This window comes from Bacillus sp. EKM501B (genome assembly GCF_011800505.1).
Lineage (GTDB): Bacteria > Bacillota > Bacilli > Bacillales > Bacillaceae_G > Bacillus_A > Bacillus_A cereus.
Window position 1 is genome coordinate 224,568 of sequence record NZ_JAALFZ010000003.1, and the last position, 21,728, is coordinate 246,295.

Below are 21,728 nucleotides of genomic sequence, written 5' to 3' on the forward strand. Positions count from 1 at the left end.
TTATGCAGTATGATTCTCTTTCTTATCTTTCAAAAAGAAAAGTACAGCAAGGATTACAAGAATAATAGCTGCAATATCATACGTTATTTTAAATGTAGTATTAAAGTTTAAGTACTCTACGAAAGGAGTTTTCACTGCTCCTGCATATATACAAACGGGAACGAGAAGTAAATCGTAAAATTTCTTTTCTTTCATATATCTTATTAGGAAGAAGATACACATAATAGCAAAAAATACGATGCTTAAAATAGTCATTTATACCTCCAGATAAATTTACTTATTTTAATTGCAGTTATATCTTTTATATAAATTCTGTATTTTTTCAAGCGCTGTGCACGCGATTGTGTTTCCTTTCTTTCCTAGCCGTAAGCAGCTGAGGAGTGAAGATCCCAACCAATATAAAAATAATTCCAATCCACTGCATGAACGTTACGACTTCATGTACAAGTGTAATTGAAGCAATAATAGCAGTTGGTAATTCAGCTGCACCTAATATCGTACTAAGCCCTGTTCCAACCTTTGGTACACCGATTGAAAAACAAATGACAGGTACGACAACACCGAACAAGCCGAGGAAGAAAGCATATTTCCATAGGCCAGCTTGCAAAGCACCGTCTGTTAAAAAGGTTGGCGGAAAGAATAGGCATACGATAAGAGTAGCACTTGTTGTCATAAGAAAGCTTTTCGTATAAGGCGGAACATCCGTAGCGACGCGCCCGCTTGCAAAAACATAGAATGAAAAAGAGACCGCAGCTAATAGCCCAAAGATAATCCCTTTCGTAGAAAAACTTTGTCCGAGGCCTTCAAATACACCACCTGCAAACAATGTACCAGCAAATAAAATAAGGATAGATATGATCTTATCGCGGCTTGGAAATGTTCGATTTGCAATGGCTTCGATAATGACACCAATCCAAGTGAACTGAAAGAGTAGGACGACAGCGATAGATGCGGGTAGTTCTTCTACAGAAATAGCGTAAAAAATCCCAGTCATACTCATTGTTGTTCCGACGGTTAGTAATGAAAAAAATTGTTTTTTTGTTACTTTATGTTGTGAAAAGAAAAGAACGAGTAGAAATAGTCCAATCCATCCGAAGACATATTGTCCCCCTAGGAGTTGATGTGCTGAAAATCCATTTATGAATCCGAGTTTGAAAATAGTTGAAAGTATGCCGTAGCTGCAAGCGCCGAATAAAATGAGCAATGAATATTTAAACTTTTCCATAAAAAATCCTCCTTTTAAGTAATAAAAAACGCCCGCTATCCAAATAAGGATAACGGGCGAACGAAACAGAGTAAGACACTCTACAAAATTCCGCCACTCACACATGAAGTATGAGTTTGGGGTATGTAATTATAGTGAATGTTACATTGCTTTTGGGAATACAATGGAGCATTTTACACCTTGAGCTGTGTTTTGTATCCCGTAAGGAAACTGATGTTTATCTAATATTTGTTTCACGATATATAATCCAAGACCACTACCTTGTACTAACCCGTGTTTATCAGGATTTGCGCGATAGAAAGGCTCAAATAAATGAGCAAGTTTATCTTCATCAATTTGTGAACCTGTATTTAATACTTCTAATGCGTAACCATTTGGTTTTTCATAAAGCTTTATATATACGTGCTGATGGTCAATTGTATAATGAATTGCATTTGAAATAATGTTAAAAATAGCAGTTTGAATAAATTTAGGATCAGCTAAAATTTGTACGTCGTGTTTAATATTAGATTGTACATTTAATTGTTTTACAGATACAAAGTAATCTACTTTCTTCATAACATCCTCAATAATATTAGATAAAGAAATGACTTCTAAATTCGGTTTAAATTGAGGGTTTTGTATTTTGGATAATTCCGACATTTTTTCCGTTAATATGTTAATGTCTTGCATCATCTCGTAGGAACGTTTCAAATACTTATCTCTATCTTTATAAGCTCCAATTCCGTGAATCATGCCATCTAGTTGTCCCATAACGGCTGCGATTGGTGTTTTTAATTCATGGGACACCATAGACATAAATTCTTTACGAGATTGTTCTAATTGTTGTTCCTTCTTGAGCTCGTTTCTTAAATCTTGATTGCTTGCATGTAAATTCTTCACAATATTTGGTACTTGTGAAGCAGCTACTTGCAAATTAAAATCTGTTTGATCTGCATTTTTGTTAAGTAGCTTTTTATCGGAGAAATCAAGATTCATAATATCTTTTAAAGCATCACTCATATATTGAAAAGGTTTGGCAATTAGTTTTGTATAAATTAATGATCCGAGTAGTGATAATGCAAGCATTGTCGCGCCAATATGTGGAGCTAATTGCTGCAACGCATCTGCTAACTTTGGATTATCATTTGTATCATTTGTTTTACTTGCTGCATTTTGTGTATGTAAGGCATCATTATTAGCGGCTTTCTTTTCTGCTTCTGTAGGCGGATTAGAAGTGCTATTTTTCCCCGAAAGATTTTGTGTATGTTCTTTTGCCTTTGCAGTTTGGCTAGGCTGCAAAAGGTGATTGATAGCTGTAGAAAGAGATTTATAATCTATAATAGAAGATTGGAAATTAGAAATACTCCCCTTTGACACAGCTTTATTTTGCTTCGTTTTACTTCCGTCGTTTTGCTTATCTGAATCGGCCTGTTCTGTAGTCGGCGTTCCATTTTCTTTCGCAAAACGTTCTTTATCGTAGTTTGAAGCTAGAAAGTAAATAATTTGATAAAGACAAAGTGATAAAAGAATACAAAATAATAAGGTTTTGATGAAAATATTTTTGGTGATGTTGTCTTTGCTACGATTCGATTTTGTAGCCAATGCCTTTCACCGTTTTAATATAAGGAATTCCTAATTTTTTTCTTAAGTTTTTAATATGTGTATCTATAACTCTTACATCACCATAATGTTCATAGCCCCATACCTTATTCAACAAATCACTTCTTGATAATACTTTTCCTCGATTTTGCAGTAAAGTATAAATAATTTCAAATTCTTTTGTTGTCAATTCAATTTGATTACCATGAACATAAGCTGCATATGCTGTAGAGTTTAACATCAATTCATGGAATTGTAGTATAGTTGCAGCTTCTGCTTCCTTCGTTGCTGCCCTTCTTAATACAGCCTCTACACGCTTAATAAATACAGTGTAATGGAACGGTTTCGTAATATAGTCATCAATACCTAACTCAAATCCTTTAATTTCACTTTCTTCATTATGTAAGCCTGTTAACATAATGATTGGTACATCAGATTGTCCTCGCATAATTTTACAAATACTATAGCCATCTATATCTGGTAACATTACATCGAGGAGGACAAGATCGTATGAATTTTTTTGGAAAAGAAGAATACCTTCTGTTCCAGCACCAACTACATCAACTGTAAAGTTTTGTGCCATTAGAAATTCACGAATAAGTTCTTGTATATCTGGGTTGTCTTCAATCACCAGTATATGCGTCATAGTAACACCTCCTAAATAACGCTTTTTACTGCAATATTCGAATTCATCATTTTTCGAGTGACTCAGATTGTTTATACATATAATAAGCCCCCGCTATAAAATAATCATGAAGGTAGCAAGGGGAATAGTTTAGTGTTACTGAATAATTCAGAATTACAGTAGTTCTATTATAGTATGTATTATAAAATTTATAAAATATTATAACTGTATAATTTTAATATCTACGTTTATCAATGTTTAGATATTAGCTAATCAAATCTATTCCTATTATATATGTAAATACAGTTGTTTTGCTACTGTAAATGAATAAATAAAATAAGCCAAGACATAAAATTCTTGGCTACACATAAATCTTGTTTTTAGGCTATTTTACAGTGACAGTAGCTTGCTGCTGAACGCGCTCAAATAACCAGTGTATATCATTGTTATACATACGAATACAACCAAGTGTTGTCCATTTGCCGATTGCTTGATTATTGTTAGTTCCGTGAATCGCATAAGTTGTTCCGTAAGTTCCTGCCATATTTAATCCGAGCCAACGGTCACCAAGTGGATTACGTGGATCGCCGCCTTTAATTTTGCCTGTATAATAAGGGCGGTTTTTAATTTTATTTACGATTTGAAAAGTGCCTTTAGGTGTAGGTGTTGCAGCTTTTCCAGTAGCGACAGTAAAACTTTTTATAAATTTTCCATCCTGATAATAATCCATTTTATTTAACTGAGTGTCTACGATTAATTGATCTTTCGTTGTAGCTGCCTCTGCACTAGCGAATGGAAGAGTTAAAAATCCTAATGATAATAGTGCGCTTAATAATAATTTTTTCATTGTTATTCTCCTTTTACTATCGTAATAGTCTTACATACAATGAAGTTGTAATCCTCGTAATGCTTTATTTACATTTTCATCTAATGTTTCAAAGAATGTAGTGATTTTGCTGTTGTGTTTGTTGTTATCAATAAGTAATCTTTCATTTAATAAAAGCTCACCACGTAGTCCAAAACTTTGAACTTGAATATTTAGCTCATCTTCATTTTCAGAAATGATTGGTAAGAAATAGTGAAAAGCTTTTGTTGGAATGATGTAGCTTTTGCCAATCATGCTTTCTTGATTTGAATTAATCCATTTTTTCGTGACAATTTTAATATTCTTTTTTGAAACGATAAAAGATAGTGTTGTAGATTTTGTTAAACTTACGTCAAATTCACTTGTTTCACATATTTGTAAATTAAAAACGGTTTCATTTTGATGAGATTCAACATTTGTATTAATAAAATCGTGCATTTTATATGCTTCCATTTCGTATTCACCCTTTTTTCAATTTCGAAAAACGACTTATATTTATTCAAATTAATGCTTAGTCATATATTGGTTAAATTTTTCAACAAATTCCGATATAATCTTACAATACGTATATGAAGCTAATATGAAGTTAGCATGAGTTTGTGATGGTTTTTTATTGAGAACAAAATAAGAGAGCTTTTTTAGTGCTAAAAAATGGATAAAATCTGCATGTTATTAATGCGTCTTTTCGCTATTTCGACTTGGAAAATAATTTTTACTATTTAATAAAGAACGAAAATCATTAGTGTGACCCTTACAAAAATGTAATAAAAATGTAAGCTATTGTGATAGTTATTTCGACAATTTTTTTATACAATAATAGTAAGAAGTTGTACGTGATTGAAAGGAGAGATGACATGGAATGGATTCATGAATTATTTCAGCAATACGGGTATTATGTTGTACTTGTCGGCTTGCTGTTAGAATATATTGCACTTCCGTTTCCGGGAGAGCCAACATTAGCATATGCGGGATTTTTAGCACATAAGGGTGATTTAAGTTTACCGATTTTAATTATTCTATCCTTTATTGGGACAAGTGTAGGAATGACGATTCAATACTTTTTAGGAAATAAATTAGGTATGCCTTTCATTCAAAAGTATGGGAAATACGTATTTTTAACACAAAGAAAAATTGACTTAACGAGAATGTGGTTTGATAAGTATGGGTACTTCCTAATTTTTATTGGTTTCTTTATTCCTGGTGTACGTCATTTCACAGGATACTTTGCAGGAATTATTAATTTACCATTCCGTCGTTTTGCCATTACAATTTATTCAGGCGCTCTATTTTGGGCATCATTCTTCTTAATCGGTGGTTACTGGTTAGGTGGAAACTTACATGATATCTTTGGAGTGCTAGAAGGTCATATCGGTAAAATTATTTTTGGAGTTATTGTGATTGTAGCGGTTACGTTAGGTATTCGTTTCCGTAAGCAGTTAAAACGAGTATTACTACAAAACGCAAGTTAATATGAAATCCATTCTATGTCAGAATTTAGGAAGGCAGTGCAAAAGCACTGCCTTTTTTATTTTATTTTTAAGACTATGTTTAATGCACATTTTACATTCTTTATAGGAATTTGATACAGGATAAGAAATAAGTATTTTGTCAATTATGATAGTCGTAATGACAATTATAATTGACAAATATAAGGATATTATTTACAATTTTAATTAAATAAATGAAAAAGAGGGAAGACATGAAGCTTCAAAATCGAGTGAGGGAATTGCGAGCAAAGCATCGTTTATCACAAGGGGATTTAGGGAAAGCGATTGGATCATCACGGCAAACGATTAGTTTAATTGAGCGTGGGGATTATGCACCATCTATCGTATTGTCGTTAAAAATTGCACAAATTTTCAATGTACCGGTGGAGGAAATATTTACGTTAATAGAGGGGGAAGAGGACGATGAAGAGTAAGCGAAAAAAACAATTTGATTCTGTGGGGAAAATAGCATTAAGTATGATAGGAGGATTTTTAACGTCTTATATAGCTTTAAATTTACTCTCGGATGAACCGAGAAAACTATCATCCAATACATTTATAGGTATATGTACTATTTTTGGAATTTTAATGATGTACTATACTTGGAAGAATACACGTATGTTAGCAGAGGCACGCGATGAAGAAGAGAGCGTACAAGGCAGAAAATTAGGCATTATAAGTATATATTTACGTGTAGGTGATATAGTTACGCAGGCATGGTTTGTATATGCAGTTATTACATGTAGACGTGCACTGTTGCAGGATACAAATGTTTCATTTGCGGTGTGGAATTTAGTAGCTTCTATTGCTTGTTTAACTACTGTAGTAATTATCGGACTCATAACAAAAAATCGTTATAATAAGCTATATCCTGAACAAGGTGTAACGTATATGGAATCTATGAAAATGTGGACGAAAAATGCAGATGAAGGATTAAAGCACATTGTGCATGAGGCTGGATATAAAGCATATGAATTTACGAATACAATATTGGCATATGTATGGTGGGCTGCCGTTATATATACAGCTGCTAGTAATATCGATTTTGTATTAATTGGCTTAATCTCATTTATTTGGATATTGCATCTTGGGAAGTTCATGTACGAAATGCAAAGGAAAATGATTTATTAAGGGGAGAAAAAGGTGGATATTTTAAGAAGGCCAGCTGGCTCAATGACAGTGGCGTTAATTCTGTCCATTTTATACGGAGTAATCCGAACTGGGAAATTAGAAGTAATTTTGAACCTATGGGCAATAGTTGGAATTTCATTATTAGTGTTAGCCATTCATGAGCTAGGACATGTAGTATTTGGTGTAATAGGTGGTTTAACATTTAAATTTATGACAGTAGGACCCATTACTATTCAAAAAGAAAAGGGAAAATTACGCATTCGAGCAAATAAATTATGGGCTTACTTTGGAGGCGTTGCAACACTAGTACCACCTTCTATAGAGACACCGAATCTTTCGAAAAAATGGGCGTGGCTCACTTTAGGTGGACCAATTACGAGTTTACTGTTTGGTATTACTTCCGGTTACATATACATGGTGAGTTATTATCAATATCTTTTATATTTTTCCTTTTTCCATTTTGCAATCTTTGCGGTTACAATTGTGCCGATAAAAGGAACGCTTATGAGTGATGGGATGCAATTTCTTATTTTAATTAAAGATGATGAAAGAGCTAGAAATCATTTATATGAGATTCAAATATCGAGTGAGTTATTTAGTTATAAAAGACCGAAAGATTGGGATGAAAGATTAGTAGAATTGAGTGAGGAGAAAATAAAAGAGAATAAAGGGATAAGAGAGATAATGAGTAGACTTATGCTTGTCTTTTTTGCTCGTGCAGATCAAGAGGGAATGGAAAGAGCGATACCGTATATAGAAAGAATTGTTCAACTACCTGTAACGAAAGAAAATAAGTTTTTCGTTAGTAGTTTTCATAGTTGGTATCTTTTATATAAAGCCCTTTATGAGATGGATAGTCTTTCTTTGCAAGAAGCAAAGGAACATGCAAAGGCTATTACAAAAATGGACTTAAACGGATATTATCGTACACAAGGAATTATCAAATATTTAGAGAATGATCTAGAAGCTTCCCATACTTATATGAAGAAAGCTGATAAAGAATTAAAGAGCGCCGAGAAGAGTGAGATTGGATATTTACAATTAGAAAGAGAATGGTTTGAGCAGTTGAAGGTGAGGGTATCTTACGATGGATGAGGTATCCTCTTTTTTATATGTCATCTTATGCCGTTCCATAAATAGCCTGGGGCGAGTAAAATGAGATAAGAAGAGCAAAGCTTGGAGGAAGTAAATATGGAAATTTTATCAATTATTTTGATAGTCTTGCTCATTTATGTTGTTTTTAAAGTGGCATATGTAGCATTAAAGATACTCGCGATCCTATTAATTATCTTTTTAATCGTAGAGTTCGGCAGTAAGTTGCTTGGGGGATAGGGTATATTGTGCGTTTCGAGTGTCGAAGGTTGTCGTTAAATCGATATCTTGTGTTGAACCGTTGATATAATGAAAAAATCGTTGATATAAGTGGAGAAATGATCGATATATTTTAAAAAACGTTGATATATTTTAGTGAATACGAAGTGGGGTATGTGGAAAAGAAGTTGCCGTTGGGTAGCTTCTTTTTATTGTAGTGGCAGGGTATAGAGCATAAATAGGTTGCCGAAAATTGCCGGTAAGTCGATATCCTGTGTCGAATGGTCGATATAATGAAAAAATCGCTGATATAAGTGGAGAAATCGCCGATATATATGGAGAATCGCTGATATAATCCGGTTGGTACTGGATGGGGTATGTGAGAAAGAAGTTGCCGTGAGGGTAACTTCTTTTTATCGTGATGCGGGGATATGCAAAACAATATAAAAAGCTGGAAGAGTATCTTCCAGCTTAAGAGTTACTTTCAATTTGACGACCGCTATCTTCTTCAGTGTCTTGTAATAGGTTGAATACGTCTGCTAGGCAGAATGCAATGAACCAAGTCCATAGACCGTGGAAGAAAGCTGAGCTTAATTGAAGTGGTAATGTATAGTTTGTCATTGAGTAGGAAATACATCCACCAACGATTCCGATCATTGTTAATAACATTGTTTTTTGAGCATTTTCTTCTGGATTGAAGAGGAAGTAAATGTATCCGCCTAAAATTGAAGCGCTTACAAGCGTTTCGATTCCATTAAAGATGATATTCTCTCCAAGCTGAGTGTTTGTCCAGAAGCAGATTGTTCCGCCGATAATAGCAAACAGGACAGCTATTGTATATCGTATATATTGATTCATATGTTCATCTCCCTATGTAATAAGATGATTTGGAAGTCAAAAAGGTAGGTATAGTATATTGAAGTGAGTTTTAATTGTACGTATCTTTTTATAAAAAGATCATTGAAGAGTAACTAAGATGATCGGTTGTTTAAACCGTTACGTGTATGGTGTCTGAAATATACCCGACTGCTCGTTTCTTTTTGCTTGTAAAATAAGAGAAACTTCCAAGTCTATATACTCTTTTTTTTGTGAGTCTGCTTTCATTATAACACATTTAGGGACATAATAATAGAATTATCTGATTTTGTAATAAGTGTAAAAAATAAAAAGCGTAAGGAAATACCATTAACGGTGCAGTTTAGTGAAAGAAGGATTTTAATTTATTATGATGAAATATGTAATCAAGGTGAGATCTAAGAATGAGGCTTAAATACTATAAAAAATGTTTTATAGTATGAATGTAAGGGAGGAGAGCTAACTTGGAGTTCACAACAGAAAGATTAATAATTAGACCTTTTAAGAGTACTGATTTACAGGATGTATTTGCTATTTATAATAGTGATGATACATGTAAGTTCCTATTACATAATAAGTGGACTCATGAAGACATGCAGAAAAGATTTAATAAAAAGCTAGCAAATAATGTACTTACTAAAGAATCAATATTAAGTTTGGCAGTTATATACAAAACTAAAGTAGTTGGTGATTTATCAGTATGGTACACAAATATGAAAGACACTGTTGAGATTGGTTATAGTTTTGCAAATGAAGTAGCTGGGAGAGGTTTGGCTACAGAAGCAGTAAGTAGTTTGGTATTGAAATTATTTAATGAATGTAATGTACATCGTATACAGGCTAATCTTGATGCACGTAATACAGCTTCACAAAAATTGTGTGAACGAATAGGCATGAGAAAGGAAGCCCATTTCATACAAGATTTTTGGAATAAAGAGGAATGGACAGATAGTATTGTATATGGAATGCTATCCTCCGATTTGTAGTAATAAACTTAGTGATTTTATTATGCTAAAAGGTACGTTAGTTGAATAACAAAGGGCATAACATATTATATATGACTAATATGTTATGCCCTTTAATTTATTAACCTGTTTTATATGCGTTTGAAACGGCCGACAATTTCAACTGTTTCAGTAATGTTCATAAATGCTTTGTTATCCACTTGACGGATAATACGTTTCATTTCGCCTAACTCATAGCGAGTCACGACAGTGTAAATCATTTTTTTCTTATGGTTTGTATAGCCGCCGACAGCGTCTACCATTGTCACCCCGCGTATGCCGTGATGTAGTAGTGCGCTTTTTATTTCCTCGCCTTTTTCTGTAATAGTCATTATCGTTAATTTAATATGTTTCGTATGCACAGCGTCGATAACTTTGCTGACTACAAATCGACTAATTAACGTATAAAGTGTAATATCCCATCCGAAAATAAAACCTGCTGCTACAAGTAAGATTAAGTTGAATACAAATATGATTGCTCCAATTGAAACATCTCGATATTTCGCTACAATCAATCCAACAACATCAAAACCACCTGTTGAAGAAGCAAATCGGAATATAATTCCTGAAGCTGCTCCGCAGATAACACCACCGAATACAGAAGAAAGTAAAATATCGTCTGAAACTTGGTGTACCGGGATAATGTTCATCGCTAACGATGACACAGCTACAAAGTAAGCTGTTAAAAAGGTTGTCTTCTTGCCTAAGTAAAAGTGACTTAAAATAAGAAGAGGAATGTTTAGTAAAAAGATAAGTGCACCGATATTGTAGTGCATTAAATAACCGATAATCATCCCTACACCAGCGAATCCACCGCTAATCATATTATGCGGGATAAAAAACATATTCATAGAAATTGCATACAAAATAGAAGCTATAAAAATAACAACCAACTGTATCATAAATTCTAAGTGAAATGTTTTAGCTGCTGGGAAGGATAAAAAGGCGGTGTCGGGAACGTAATCGGCGTCTCCTAGTTGACCCATAGTATGTTTCATCTCCATATTCATTTTTGATTACAAGAAGAGAATAAAGGTTTTTTCAAAAACTGGCAATAGTTTTATTATAATGCAAAAATTTTATAAATTTCTAATAAATCAAGCCTATTCATTGATGTGTGTGAATATGCTAAAGAAAGCGAATACAACGTTTCTTAATTATTGTTTTCTTGAGAAAATATGCAAAATACTTTTTTTGAAAATAAAAGGAAATAGAGAATATTTGCCCGATGTGCTAAAATGACCTTATTAAGGATGTGAAGCGATGGAATTTTTATTGCAGGATGCAATTCTATATATATCGTTTGTAACGACAGCACTTTGCTTATTAGAAGTTTTCTTCCTTGCTAATGTTTCTCGCTTTGTGCGTCAACAAGCATCAAGCGGTAGACAAAGAGCTTTTGCGTTAGTTGATACATGTGAAGATAGTGCGGGAAATGTACCGCTATTTTCAATTTTTTATAAATATGGAATGATTCGTTCCGTACGCAGACAAGAATCAAGTGAAGAGAATGATGAGGTTGGTCCGTATACACCAATGTTTCGCTAAATAATTACGAAACATTGGAGGAATGAACATGTTAAAATCATACCGAGCTGCGCTCATTAGTTTATCAGTAGTACTTGTTTTTGTTTTATCTGGCTGCAGTAATGCAGGCACAATTGATTCACATAGTACGGGAATATGGAACCATTATTTCGTATATCCAATCTCGTATATGATTCAATTTGTTGCTCATCATATACCGGGAGCTAGCTTCGGGGTTGCTATCATTATTATGACGCTCGTTATTCGTTCAGCCATGATTCCATTAGCTGTTTCGCAATATCGCAGCCAAGCGAAAATGAAGAAAATGCAACCTGAATTGCAGAAGCTAAAGAAAAAATACGGTGATGTAAGCAAAGACCTTGAAAAACAAAAGCAGTATCAAAAAGAAATGTCAGAACTAATGAAATCAGGCGGTTGGAATCCACTTGCTGGTTGCTGGCCAATTTTTATACAAATGCCGATTTTCTCTGCTTTGTATTATGCGATTAGCAGAACGGAAGAGATTCGCACATCTTCGTTTTTATGGGTGAACCTAGGACATGCAGATCCATATCATATATTACCGATTATTGCAGCGTTAACGACATTTATTCAGATGAAAGTTTTCCAATCGAATATTACACCTGGAGAACAAGTACAGATGCTAAAGATGCAGCAAATTATGATGCCAGCAATGATTCTATTTATGGGGTTTGCGGCGCCATCAGGACTTGTGTTGTACTGGATAACAGGTAACTTATTTACAATGACACAAACAATTGTATTAAGAAAAATAATGGAACGTGAAGAGTTACAATTACAAAAAGCATAGAGAAACACCGCTCATTACGAGCGGTGTTTTTTATTTGAATCGTTAAGGAAATTTTAAGAAACCAATATTACTATTGGCGTTGTATACGAAAGTGTACATGCTTTAGAAATATGAAGGAGGAAATTTCCTATGAAGAAGAAAACAGTTGGTTATTTAGCGATTGCAGGTGCTTTATCATTCGGAATCATTGGAGGAGTCGGTGTTCCGGCATTCGCGGCAACAAATACTCCAACAGCTGAGCAAGCGACAAAAACAGTGAAAAAAGATTTAGATGCCGCTACAAAACAAAAAGTAAAAACGATTATGGACGATACAAAGAAACAGTTACAGGAGCTAGGTGTAAAGCTTCCAGAAAAAGAAAAACGTAAAGAAATGTTTGCGGGATTAGATGAACAGGCGAAAGAAAAAGCGAAGTCGATTTTAGAGCAAGAAAAGTCTGGAAAATTAACACGAGAACAAGCAAAAGAGGAATTAACAAAGTTAGGCGTAAAAATGCCGGAGAAAGGTAAGCGTGGAGACATGTTTGCTAACTTAGATGAACAGGCGAAAGAGAAAGCGAAGTCGATTTTAGAGCAAAAGAAATCTGGAAAATTAACGCATGAGCAAGCAAAAGAGGAATTAACAAAGCTAGGCGTGAAAATGCCGGAGAAAGGTAAACATGGAGACATGTTTGCTAACTTAGATGAACAGGCAAAAGAAAAAGCAAAGTCAATTTTAGAGCAAAAGAAATCTGGAAAATTAACGCATGAGCAAGCAAAAGAAGAATTAACAAAATTAGGTGTGAAACTTCCAGAGAAAGAGAAGCATGAAGACATCTTTGCAGGATTAGATGAAGCAACAAAAACAAAAGCAAAAGCGATTTTAGACAATGAAAAGAAACAATTAGAGGCATTGAATGTTGATTTACCGCACCATAAGTTTTTTATGAAAAAAGATGAGAAATAATTGAATGAAGTCGTATCTTTCGTGTGGGCAACCGAAAGGTACAGGTGTGAGGGGGCTTTCTTTTGAAAGACCTCCTTTTATTGTTGGCGTTTTTTGTTGGTAAATCGATATATTTGAAAAATCGCTGATATAATTTTTACAGCTACACTGCTCCAAAGATACGAGGGAATTAGAGAAATATTACAGCTTCTGTTATAATATAAGAAGATAAATATTTCCTATGTTATATAAAAAATATATTGATTTTTTCTAACAATTCAATATAATGAACAATAACTACAAAATTCGACATCAAGAAGTGATGATGAGGACACGATCAATTTTTTACGATTTCCAGAGAGGGAAGCCTTTGGCTGTGAGCTTCCTAATACGGAAAAATAGATTACCACCTCTGAACTGCAGCAGTGAACGAGCATCTAGTAATTGCTTGCCGGCAAAAACCGTTATTTAGACTTGAGAAATTGGTGAAGTGTATTACTTTACGAATTGAAACAAGGGTGGAACCACGAATACAACACTCGTCCCTTTTTTAGGGAGGAGTGTTTTTTTATTTCATTTTTGCATCACACTAGGATTGGAAGGAGGATACGCAGCATGCATCATGATGAGAAGAACAAAATTGGTTTAACAGTAGCACTTTCTATCGTAGTAGGAACGATTATTGGATCTGGTGTGTTTATGAAACCAGGGAGCGTATTAGATTACTCGGGGAGTTCTAATATGGCCATTCTTGCTTGGGTAATTGGTGGTCTGTTGACGCTAGCAAGTGGTTTAACAGTAGCTGAAATTGGAGCGCAAATCCCGAAAAATGGTGGGTTGTATACGTATTTAGAGGAGATTTACGGAAGTTTTTGGGGATATTTATCAGGTTGGATGCAAACAATTGTTTATGGACCTGCTATTATCGGAACATTAGGTTTATACTTTAGTTCTTTAATGATTAATTTTTTCTATTTAGATAAAGTGTGGAATTTACCAATCGCAATTGGAACGGTTGTGTTCCTTGGCGTTGTAAATAGCATGGGAACAAAATACGGAGGTATCGTTCAAACAATCACGACAATTGGGAAGATGATTCCGATTGTGTTAATTGTTGTGCTAGGTTTCTGGAAAGGGAATAGCGATATTTTTAACGTAGTTGTGCCGATATCGGAAAATCAAAGTATCGGTATGGCAATTTTAGCAACGTTATTTGCTTATGACGGCTGGATTTTACTTGCTTCGATTGGTGGAGAAATGAAGAATCCAACAAAGTTATTACCGAAAGCAATGACAGTAGGGATTTTAATCGTAACGGCTGCTTACGTATTAATTAACTTGGCATTATTAAATGTATTACCAGCAGCGAAAATTGTAGACCTTGGAGAAAATGCAACAGCGACAGCTGCAGGCATGTTACTTGGAGAATATGGCGGAAAAATTATTAGTATCGGTATTATCGTTTCTATTTTCGGCTGTTTAAATGGAAAGATTTTAACGTTCCCACGTATCCCAATGTCTATGGCAGAGCGTGGACAACTTCCATTTTCTAAGTTTATTGCAAAGGAAAGTCCGAGATTTAAAACACCAGCAAATGCGATTACTGTTGAAATCATTTTAGGAATTATTTTAATGATTATTAGTGATCCAAATAAGCTATCTGAGATTTCCGTATTCATTATTTATATTTTCTATGTAATGACGTTTATTGGTGTCTTTATTTTAAGAAAACGTAATAAGAATAAAGAGCGTGCATATAGTGTACCGTTATTCCCAATCGTACCAATCGTAGCGATTTTAGGTTCGTTATTTGTAATTGGTAGTGCGATTATTAACGATCCAGTAAGTTGTTTCTTATCGATTGGAATTGTATTTACGGGACTGCCGGTGTATTGGTACTTGAATAAGAAGAAAGAAACAGAATGATGAAAAGGTAGGCGTATTATACGCCTACCTTTTTTACTGTAAAAAAATTGTACTTGCTTCCACTTTCTATTTTGGTTACTATGATGGTAGTAACCAAAATAGAAAGCGTGGGGAAAGACTTGAATTTTCGTGTTTATATTTTAGCTATCGCGGCTTTTGTAGTCGGAACGGTTGAGCTAATTATAGGAGGAACGCTCGATTTAGTTGCCAATGATTTAGGAGTATCTATTAGTGCGGCTGGTCAGCTTATAACAATATTTTCGGTAGTATTTGCTTTGTCAGGTCCAGTTTTATTAGCTTTGACAGGGAAGTTTGAAAGAAAAACATTGTATGTTGGAGCATTATCGATTTTCTTAATCGGAAATATTATTTCGGCGTTTAGTGTGAATTACGGAATGCTGATGTTCTCAAGGGTTATTTGTGCGGCCAGTGGTTCATTAATTATTGCACTATCGGTAACACTTGCTTCTAGTGTAGTAGAACCGCATTTTCGTGCGCGTGCAATTGGAATCATTTTTATGGGAATTAGTGGATCACTTGTACTTGGAGTACCGCTTGGTCTTGTACTCGGAAATGCATACGGATGGCGTGCACCATTTGTATTAATTTCGGTATTAACAGTTATGGCAATTGCTTGTATTTCATTATTCTTAACGAAAGTACCACCGACATCGGTATTATCAATAAAAGAACAACTTGCTACTTTAAAAGATAAAAAAATTGTAAGTGCACAGTTAACATCATTTTTGTTTTTAACAGGGCATTTAACATTGTATGCATATTTAACACCGTTTTTAAAAGATGTCATGCATGTTGAAGCAAACTGGATTAGTGTGTTTTACTTTATTTTCGGAATCGCAGCAGTAATTGGTGGCGGATTCGGTGGCTGGCTTGCTGATAAATGGGGATCGAAGAAAAGTATTATTTCTATCATTATCGTATTTGCGTGTGCAATCTTCATACTGCCATTAATGACATTCTCATTCCCGCTCTTCATCATTATGATGGGACTTTGGAGTATGCTGAGCTGGGCGATTTCACCAGCGCAACAAAACTATTTAATTGAAATTGCACCAGAATCAGCTGGTATTCAGCAAAGTTTAAATAACTCTGCCCTTCACTTAGGGATTGCGCTCGGTTCAACAGTAGGCGGAGTTGTTATTGAAAAATCATCTGTTATATATAACGCTTGGGTAGGCGGTGGCTTTATTATATTAGCGCTGCTTTGTGCGATTTTCTCGATTACGAGAGGACGCTCTACTCAGTTCGTGAAAGAAGAATCTATCGTTTGATAGGTTCTTTTTTTATTTGTAAAAAATTGCAGGTTTTAGTAGGGAAATGGAGAAAAGGGTATATAGCGAGGTGATAGTATATGGATTATTCAATTATTGGTTTTATATTCACAGTATTGCCGTTATTTGTGGTTATCATTGTTTTTAGATGGGTTCGTTTCATCTATAAAAATTCAGAGAAACAGGTAGAGCAAAATGAGAAAATCATTGAGCTGTTGATGGAGATAAAGGAACAAAACGAAAAGGAGTCTAAGTGAAAAACTAGACTCCTTTTTATTATTTAATTAGTATCTTAATTTCATTAACAAACTCTTAATTTCCTCATCTTCCATAAAGAGGTCATGGTGTTTCTGGGTAATCTTTGCAAGTGCAACGTCATGATAGAAAAATTCTGTAAAGAACTTTACAAATGGTTGTGACATTGTTTTCATTGCTTGCCATGACTCTTGTTCTACGCCAGCAAATAAAATTTCACGATCGTCAACGATGAGTAGCAAGTAGCGCTCTAATGCATTAGGTTCTTCAGCTGGGATTAGAAAATGCATGTTTTCTAAGTCTGTTTCTACTTCTCCAACAATAAGGGATTCAATTTGAACACCTTGTTTTGCTTTTTGTTCTAGTAAAGGAAGATATTCTAAAAGAGTATCATTCCAAGCTGAAATACGGATTGATTCTTTTGCACTTTCAATGAGTTCCTTACTTTGAACTCGAATAGAAGATTGCATCTTTAAGCTCCACACACGGTCATCTGTAAATGATTTTTTTGATATATTTGTTTCCAGTTCTTTAATATTTGATTGGAATTCTGTCGTTAATTTTTCAATTGCTAGCTTTAGTGGTAATGCTGTATACAGTTTTTTCTTTTCTGAAACAGAATCCATTACCATTCCTTTATCGATTAGGCGTGCTAGCACTTCATATATTTTTGCTTTTGGAACACCTGAATGCTTCACAATCGTTGTAGCATCTAATGGTTCATTGCTTGATACGACAACTTCATAAGCTTGGCTTTCATATTGTGAGAAACCGAATTTTTGTAACATAGTTCCCTCCGAACGAATGAGATTATATTTTAAGGATAATGAACTATTTGTTTTTGCACAAGTGGTAGTCCGTTTTCTAATTGTATTAAGGTGAGAATTAATTTCAATTTTTTAATTTTATCTATTATACTTAATATAATGATTAATAAGATTTTAATTTAATGCGAAGGGGATGCTGGGGGGAAGATGTTAAGAAGTTTACGTTTAAAAATTGCGGTAGTGTTTTCAGTTCTTATTTCTATGATGTTCGTAATATTGGGTACAGCTGTGTATCAATTACAGAAAGAAAAGGAAGTGCGTTCCTTAGACGAATATTCTCAAAATGCGATGGATCTTGTGACAGAGCAACTTACGACATTTGTTCAAAGAACGGATGAAGATATGGGGTATTACGCGAACAGTGAGATGATTCGTAATATGCTTCAAGGTGGGGTTACTCCAGAAGAGGAAGCGTTTTTAACGAAAGAGTTTGCAGAGTATAAAAAGAATCATCCTGGTATTTTAGATTTATATATTGGTACGAAAGATAAAAAAACATTAAGTGCCAATCTTGCTGAAGGTGGGCAAGTGCCAGAAGGATACGATCCAACGACAAGACCATGGTATAAAGATTCAGAGGCTGATGTAAAAAAGGTCCACTGGGGACAACCTTCTTATGAAATTGCAACAGGAAAGTTAAGTGTAGGTGTTTCTAAAGCAATTACAGCTCAAGATGGATCTGTATTAGGCGTTGTTGCGATGGATGTATCGCTTGGGACGATTCAGAAGTTGCTTCACAATATTCAATACAATAATGACGGAGAAATGTTTATTATAAATGATAAAAATATGGCTCTTGTTTATCCAGAAAAGATAGGGAAAGATGTTTCTAAAGAGCCACTTATAAAGAGCTTAAATAAAGAGGTAACAAAATATGCGGTCACTACAATAAAAAGTGAAGATGTAGTTGTTTATAGTCAATCATTTGATACGATGAAATGGACGATAGGAATCTTTTATCCGAAAGAAACGATCGATGGGCTATTAAATAGTACGAGAAATACAGTTATTATAATGGCATGTATTAGTTTATTAGTTGGAATCGTAGCTTCCTACTTGTTCTCAAGAAGATTAGCAAGACCACTGCAACTATTAAAGAATCACGTGCAAAAAGTAGCAGAAGGCGATTTAACGTTGCGAATGAAAGTGACAAGTAAAGATGAAGTTGGAGAGTTGACTAAGCACTTTAATGATATGGTTGAACAAATGAATGAAATGGTAAGTAAAATTAAAAACAGCGTATCAACGGTGCAACAATCAACGAATAGTTTACATTACTTAACGAATGAAACAGTAGCGGCTAGTAGAGAAGTTTCAGGAGCAATGGATGATGTGAGTGGAGGAGCCTCTACTCTTGCGAATGGTGTGGATGAAGTTTCAGCTCAGCTCGAGAATATGGCGGAGTCAGTGGAACAAATGAATAGCTCCGTTGGTGAAATAAAAGGAGTGGCTGGCAAAGCGGAAGAGGCATCTAAGCAAGGATTAAATACAATGAGGAATTTAATCCGTACGAGGGGACAATCATCTTCGATTGTTGTTCATACAGAAGAAGCATCGGATAAGTTAGAACAAAGAGTTGGATCGATTCAAAATGTTGTTGAGCTTATAAAAGGCATTTCGGATCAAACAAATTTACTTGCTTTAAATGCATCGATTGAAGCTGCCCGTGCAGGGGAGCAAGGTAAGGGATTTGCGGTTGTTGCTGAAGAGGTTCGGAAATTAGCGGAACAATCAAAAGAGGCAACCGGAGAAATCACAACGATGATTGGTGATGTACAATTAGAAGTAAAAAGGGTTGTAGAAGTTGTAAGTAAATTGAAAGACATTGCAGATGTGCAAAATAAAGTGACGACAGAGGCGGAAATGGAGTTCCGCACAATTATGTCAGTCGTAAATACGATTAGTACTTCAGTTGAAAAAATTGTAGAAGAGGTACATAACATAGGTTACGAGCAAGGGGAAATTACAGCGGTAATGCATACAATTGCTGGTACGAGTCAAGAAAGTGCAGCTGTTTCTGAAGAGGTACATGCTGCAACGGAATCACAGGTGAATCATTTAGAAAAGGTAGCTCACACGATGGAAAGTTTGACAGAACATATGAGAGATTTAGAAAGATTAGTCGAGCAGTTTAAAGTGGAAGAGTAACATATTAGTAAAATGATGAGGATTTCGGTAAAATAGACAATGGATATATAAGAAACGATTATAGGAGGAAGACTACTATGGCAATTGTTGATGTATCGATTATTCCAGTAGGAACAGGTAATCCAAGTGTTAGTGAATATGTAGCAGAAGTACAAAAGGTGCTAGAGAAAAATGCGGATCGCGTGAAGTATCAATTAACACCGATGAATACAATTATTGAAGGAGATCTTCCTGTCATTCTAGAAGTAATTCAACAAATGCATGAAGTTCCATATACGAAAGGTGCACAGCGTGTTGCAACAACAATTCGTATTGATGATCGTCGTGATAAAGTAAGCACAATGGAGAAAAAATTAAACTCTGTTCGATCAAAATTATAAAGAAAAGCAGCGATTTTCGCTGCTTTTTTCATATAGGAGGTAAATAAGATGAGTGAAAAGTTTAACGAACAATTTGACGGGTTGTTAGAGAAATACACGGAACTGTTACTTGGAGAGAGCAATGAAGAGAGAAAAGAACAGGTACAGAAGTGGGCACTTTATTCTTACATAGCGAAGACGATGCCAGCTTTAGTGAAGCATTGGAATGAGACGTATCCCGATGCGAAAGAAGAGATGGTGCAGTTAATTACGGATATTAAAAGGCTGAATGAAGAGAAGCGAAATGAGCAATAAAAAAACTTGAGGGAAATATAATCGTAAGTTTTCTGTATTAATATCCTTATATAATTTACATGGAATATTAAGGGTTTTATAGGCATGTCGAATATTTTCGACATGCCTATTTTATGCCTAGTAAACTCCATTTTTCTAAATGTCGAAAAATATTTCAGTTATATTTATAAGCGGAAATATAGGGTTTTAAATGTTTTTATAGTATTTTATAAATTATCTAAATAATTATTTGTATCCAATAATTTTAAACAGTGATATAATTTTGAAGAGGGGTAAAAAACAGATAAATCAAGTCATAGGGGTGAATTACATGGAACAATTAATGCGAAATTCGTTTCTTTTCTTATCTAAAAATAAAGCGCTAACAAAACTGGCTAAAAAGTACGGTTTACGCTTTGGTGCAGGTCGCTTTGTCGCAGGGGAGACAATTGAATTAGCGACAGCAGCTATCAAACAATTGAACAAGCAAGGACTTTGTGTAACAATCGATTATTTAGGGGAATTCGTTGATAATGAAGCGGAAGCAAATGAAATGGCTAACCAATCGATTGAAGCAATCCGTGCAATTGGAAGAGAAGGTCTTGATTCGCAGCTTTCTTTAAAGATGACTTCTATGGGATTAGATATCTCTGATGAAATCGTAATGAACAATATGCGCCGTATTTTAGAAGCGGCGAAAGAAAATGGTGTGTTCGTTACCATTGATATGGAAGACTATACACGCTGTGGTAAAACAATTGATATCTTTAAACAATTAAAATCTGAATACGATAATATTGGTACTGTTATTCAAGCTTACCTATATCGTACAGAAAAAGATATTGAAGATTTAAATGCTTATAATCCTAATTTACGTCTTGTAAAAGGTGCTTATAAAGAACCTGAAGAAGTGGCATTCCCAGACAAGAAAGATGTAGATGACAATTATAAAAAAATTATTAAAATGCACTTATTAAATGGAAATTATACTGCAATTGCTTCACATGACGAAGCGATTATTGAATATACAAAAAAACTTGCTGAAGAACACAACATTCCAAGGGATCAATTTGAATTCCAAATGTTATATGGTATTCGTAATGAGCGTCAACTTGAGCTAGTAAAAGAAGGCTACAAAATGCGAGTTTACGTACCTTATGGAAACGACTGGTATGGATATTTCATGCGTCGTCTAGCAGAGCGTCCAGCAAACGTTGCGTTCGTATTAAAAGGTATGGTTAAAAAATAACCAAGGAGAAA

Annotated in this window: 25 protein-coding genes and 1 other annotated feature; of the genes, 16 read left to right on the forward strand and 9 right to left on the reverse strand. The window is 34.6% G+C overall.

Going from position 1 to position 21,728, the window contains the following annotated elements; all coding sequences use genetic code 11:
- The 6 genes from HFD78_RS10200 to HFD78_RS10225 form a co-directional block, all read right to left on the reverse strand.
- On the reverse strand, window positions 1–255 hold the full coding sequence (locus HFD78_RS10200; protein ID WP_000154132.1) for a hypothetical protein: 255 nt from the start codon (window positions 253–255) through the stop codon (window positions 1–3).
- A 67-nt stretch (window positions 256–322) separates the two neighbouring features.
- The gene (locus HFD78_RS10205) at window positions 323–1,225 is read right to left on the reverse strand and encodes an EamA family transporter (RefSeq protein ID WP_191968071.1); all 903 of its coding nucleotides are present in this window, start codon (window positions 1,223–1,225) and stop codon (window positions 323–325) included.
- 141 nt (window positions 1,226–1,366) lie between these two features.
- Window positions 1,367–2,809 carry a sensor histidine kinase gene (locus HFD78_RS10210; protein WP_000201959.1) on the reverse strand — a complete coding sequence of 481 codons (1,443 nt, stop codon included), beginning with the start codon at window positions 2,807–2,809 and terminating at the stop codon, window positions 1,367–1,369.
- Window positions 2,787–3,452 carry a response regulator transcription factor gene (locus HFD78_RS10215; RefSeq protein WP_000148833.1) on the reverse strand — a complete coding sequence of 222 codons (666 nt, stop codon included), beginning with the start codon at window positions 3,450–3,452 and terminating at the stop codon, window positions 2,787–2,789. Before HFD78_RS10215 ends, HFD78_RS10210 begins: the two co-directional genes overlap by 23 nt.
- A gap of 364 nt (window positions 3,453–3,816) precedes the next feature.
- Complete coding sequence (locus HFD78_RS10220) at window positions 3,817–4,278, reverse strand: L,D-transpeptidase (RefSeq protein WP_000735058.1); 462 nt, start codon at window positions 4,276–4,278, stop codon at window positions 3,817–3,819.
- Window positions 4,279–4,308: 30 nt separating this feature from the next.
- Complete coding sequence (locus tag HFD78_RS10225; RefSeq protein WP_000388768.1) at window positions 4,309–4,749, reverse strand: DUF3978 family protein; 441 nt, start codon at window positions 4,747–4,749, stop codon at window positions 4,309–4,311.
- A gap of 401 nt (window positions 4,750–5,150) precedes the next feature.
- Here HFD78_RS10225 and HFD78_RS10230 point away from each other — a divergent pair, with 401 nt between their 5' ends.
- The 5 genes from HFD78_RS10230 (at window position 5,151) to HFD78_RS10250 (ending at window position 8,246) form a co-directional block, all read left to right on the forward strand.
- Window positions 5,151–5,765: a DedA family protein gene (locus HFD78_RS10230; protein WP_000454747.1), complete on the forward strand. Its 615-nt coding sequence runs from the start codon at window positions 5,151–5,153 to the stop codon at window positions 5,763–5,765.
- A gap of 230 nt (window positions 5,766–5,995) precedes the next feature.
- Window positions 5,996–6,217 (forward strand): helix-turn-helix transcriptional regulator, encoded by a 222-nt coding sequence (locus tag HFD78_RS10235; RefSeq protein WP_000776165.1) that lies wholly within the window; start codon window positions 5,996–5,998, stop codon window positions 6,215–6,217.
- The gene (locus HFD78_RS10240; RefSeq protein WP_000837712.1) at window positions 6,207–6,914 is read left to right on the forward strand and encodes a DUF3169 family protein; all 708 of its coding nucleotides are present in this window, start codon (window positions 6,207–6,209) and stop codon (window positions 6,912–6,914) included. The genes HFD78_RS10235 and HFD78_RS10240 overlap by 11 nt, the downstream gene beginning before the upstream one ends.
- Window positions 6,915–6,956: 42 nt before the next feature.
- Window positions 6,957–8,009 carry a site-2 protease family protein gene (locus HFD78_RS10245; RefSeq protein WP_033668377.1) on the forward strand — a complete coding sequence of 351 codons (1,053 nt, stop codon included), beginning with the start codon at window positions 6,957–6,959 and terminating at the stop codon, window positions 8,007–8,009.
- Window positions 8,010–8,105: 96 nt separating this feature from the next.
- The gene (locus tag HFD78_RS10250; protein ID WP_000404758.1) at window positions 8,106–8,246 is read left to right on the forward strand and encodes a DUF3985 family protein; all 141 of its coding nucleotides are present in this window, start codon (window positions 8,106–8,108) and stop codon (window positions 8,244–8,246) included.
- Window positions 8,247–8,696: 450 nt separating this feature from the next.
- On the opposite strand, the gene HFD78_RS10255 is transcribed toward HFD78_RS10250, so the two are convergent.
- Window positions 8,697–9,083 carry a DUF3938 domain-containing protein gene (locus HFD78_RS10255; protein ID WP_001077776.1) on the reverse strand — a complete coding sequence of 129 codons (387 nt, stop codon included), beginning with the start codon at window positions 9,081–9,083 and terminating at the stop codon, window positions 8,697–8,699.
- Between the two features lie 461 nt (window positions 9,084–9,544).
- Between HFD78_RS10255 and HFD78_RS10260 the strand changes: the two genes are divergently transcribed.
- The gene (locus HFD78_RS10260; RefSeq protein WP_000397305.1) at window positions 9,545–10,066 is read left to right on the forward strand and encodes a GNAT family N-acetyltransferase; all 522 of its coding nucleotides are present in this window, start codon (window positions 9,545–9,547) and stop codon (window positions 10,064–10,066) included.
- A gap of 110 nt (window positions 10,067–10,176) precedes the next feature.
- Here the strand turns inward: HFD78_RS10260 and HFD78_RS10265 are convergent, their stop codons facing one another.
- On the reverse strand, window positions 10,177–11,070 hold the full coding sequence (locus HFD78_RS10265; protein ID WP_000530044.1) for a YitT family protein: 894 nt from the start codon (window positions 11,068–11,070) through the stop codon (window positions 10,177–10,179).
- A gap of 277 nt (window positions 11,071–11,347) precedes the next feature.
- Between HFD78_RS10265 and HFD78_RS10270 the strand changes: the two genes are divergently transcribed.
- The 6 genes from HFD78_RS10270 to HFD78_RS10295 all read left to right on the forward strand — a co-directional run bounded on the left by HFD78_RS10270 (window position 11,348) and on the right by HFD78_RS10295 (window position 16,842).
- A complete protein-coding gene (locus HFD78_RS10270; protein WP_000394930.1) occupies window positions 11,348–11,632 on the forward strand; it encodes a hypothetical protein in 285 nt (94 codons plus the stop codon).
- 28 nt (window positions 11,633–11,660) lie between these two features.
- A complete protein-coding gene (locus tag HFD78_RS10275; RefSeq protein WP_000920519.1) occupies window positions 11,661–12,443 on the forward strand; it encodes a membrane protein insertase YidC in 783 nt (260 codons plus the stop codon).
- Between the two features lie 129 nt (window positions 12,444–12,572).
- A complete protein-coding gene (locus tag HFD78_RS10280) occupies window positions 12,573–13,388 on the forward strand; it encodes a hypothetical protein (protein ID WP_000730882.1) in 816 nt (271 codons plus the stop codon).
- A 292-nt stretch (window positions 13,389–13,680) separates the two neighbouring features.
- Window positions 13,681–13,917 (forward strand) — a binding site (T-box leader).
- 65 nt (window positions 13,918–13,982) lie between these two features.
- On the forward strand, window positions 13,983–15,293 hold the full coding sequence (locus tag HFD78_RS10285) for an APC family permease (protein ID WP_000546312.1): 1,311 nt from the start codon (window positions 13,983–13,985) through the stop codon (window positions 15,291–15,293).
- A 107-nt stretch (window positions 15,294–15,400) separates the two neighbouring features.
- Complete coding sequence (locus HFD78_RS10290) at window positions 15,401–16,585, forward strand: MFS transporter (RefSeq protein WP_002062676.1); 1,185 nt, start codon at window positions 15,401–15,403, stop codon at window positions 16,583–16,585.
- Between the two features lie 80 nt (window positions 16,586–16,665).
- Window positions 16,666–16,842, forward strand: coding sequence for a hypothetical protein (locus HFD78_RS10295; RefSeq protein WP_000386585.1), 177 nt, complete (start codon window positions 16,666–16,668; stop codon window positions 16,840–16,842).
- Between the two features lie 27 nt (window positions 16,843–16,869).
- Here HFD78_RS10295 and HFD78_RS10300 read toward each other — a convergent pair whose 3' ends face one another.
- Window positions 16,870–17,628, reverse strand: a complete 759-nt coding sequence (locus tag HFD78_RS10300; protein ID WP_000939479.1) for a TrmB family transcriptional regulator — start codon at window positions 17,626–17,628, stop codon at window positions 16,870–16,872.
- 186 nt (window positions 17,629–17,814) lie between these two features.
- Between HFD78_RS10300 and HFD78_RS10305 the strand changes: the two genes are divergently transcribed.
- The 4 genes from HFD78_RS10305 (at window position 17,815) to HFD78_RS10320 (ending at window position 21,717) form a co-directional block, all read left to right on the forward strand.
- Window positions 17,815–19,815 carry a methyl-accepting chemotaxis protein gene (locus tag HFD78_RS10305; RefSeq protein ID WP_097814097.1) on the forward strand — a complete coding sequence of 667 codons (2,001 nt, stop codon included), beginning with the start codon at window positions 17,815–17,817 and terminating at the stop codon, window positions 19,813–19,815.
- A 77-nt stretch (window positions 19,816–19,892) separates the two neighbouring features.
- Window positions 19,893–20,195, forward strand: a complete 303-nt coding sequence (locus HFD78_RS10310) for an MTH1187 family thiamine-binding protein (protein WP_001018860.1) — start codon at window positions 19,893–19,895, stop codon at window positions 20,193–20,195.
- Window positions 20,196–20,243: 48 nt separating this feature from the next.
- Window positions 20,244–20,489, forward strand: a complete 246-nt coding sequence (locus HFD78_RS10315) for a YusU family protein (RefSeq protein ID WP_001290594.1) — start codon at window positions 20,244–20,246, stop codon at window positions 20,487–20,489.
- 310 nt (window positions 20,490–20,799) lie between these two features.
- Window positions 20,800–21,717 (forward strand): proline dehydrogenase family protein, encoded by a 918-nt coding sequence (locus HFD78_RS10320; protein WP_000436772.1) that lies wholly within the window; start codon window positions 20,800–20,802, stop codon window positions 21,715–21,717.
- The last annotated feature ends 11 nt before the right edge of the window (window positions 21,718–21,728 follow it).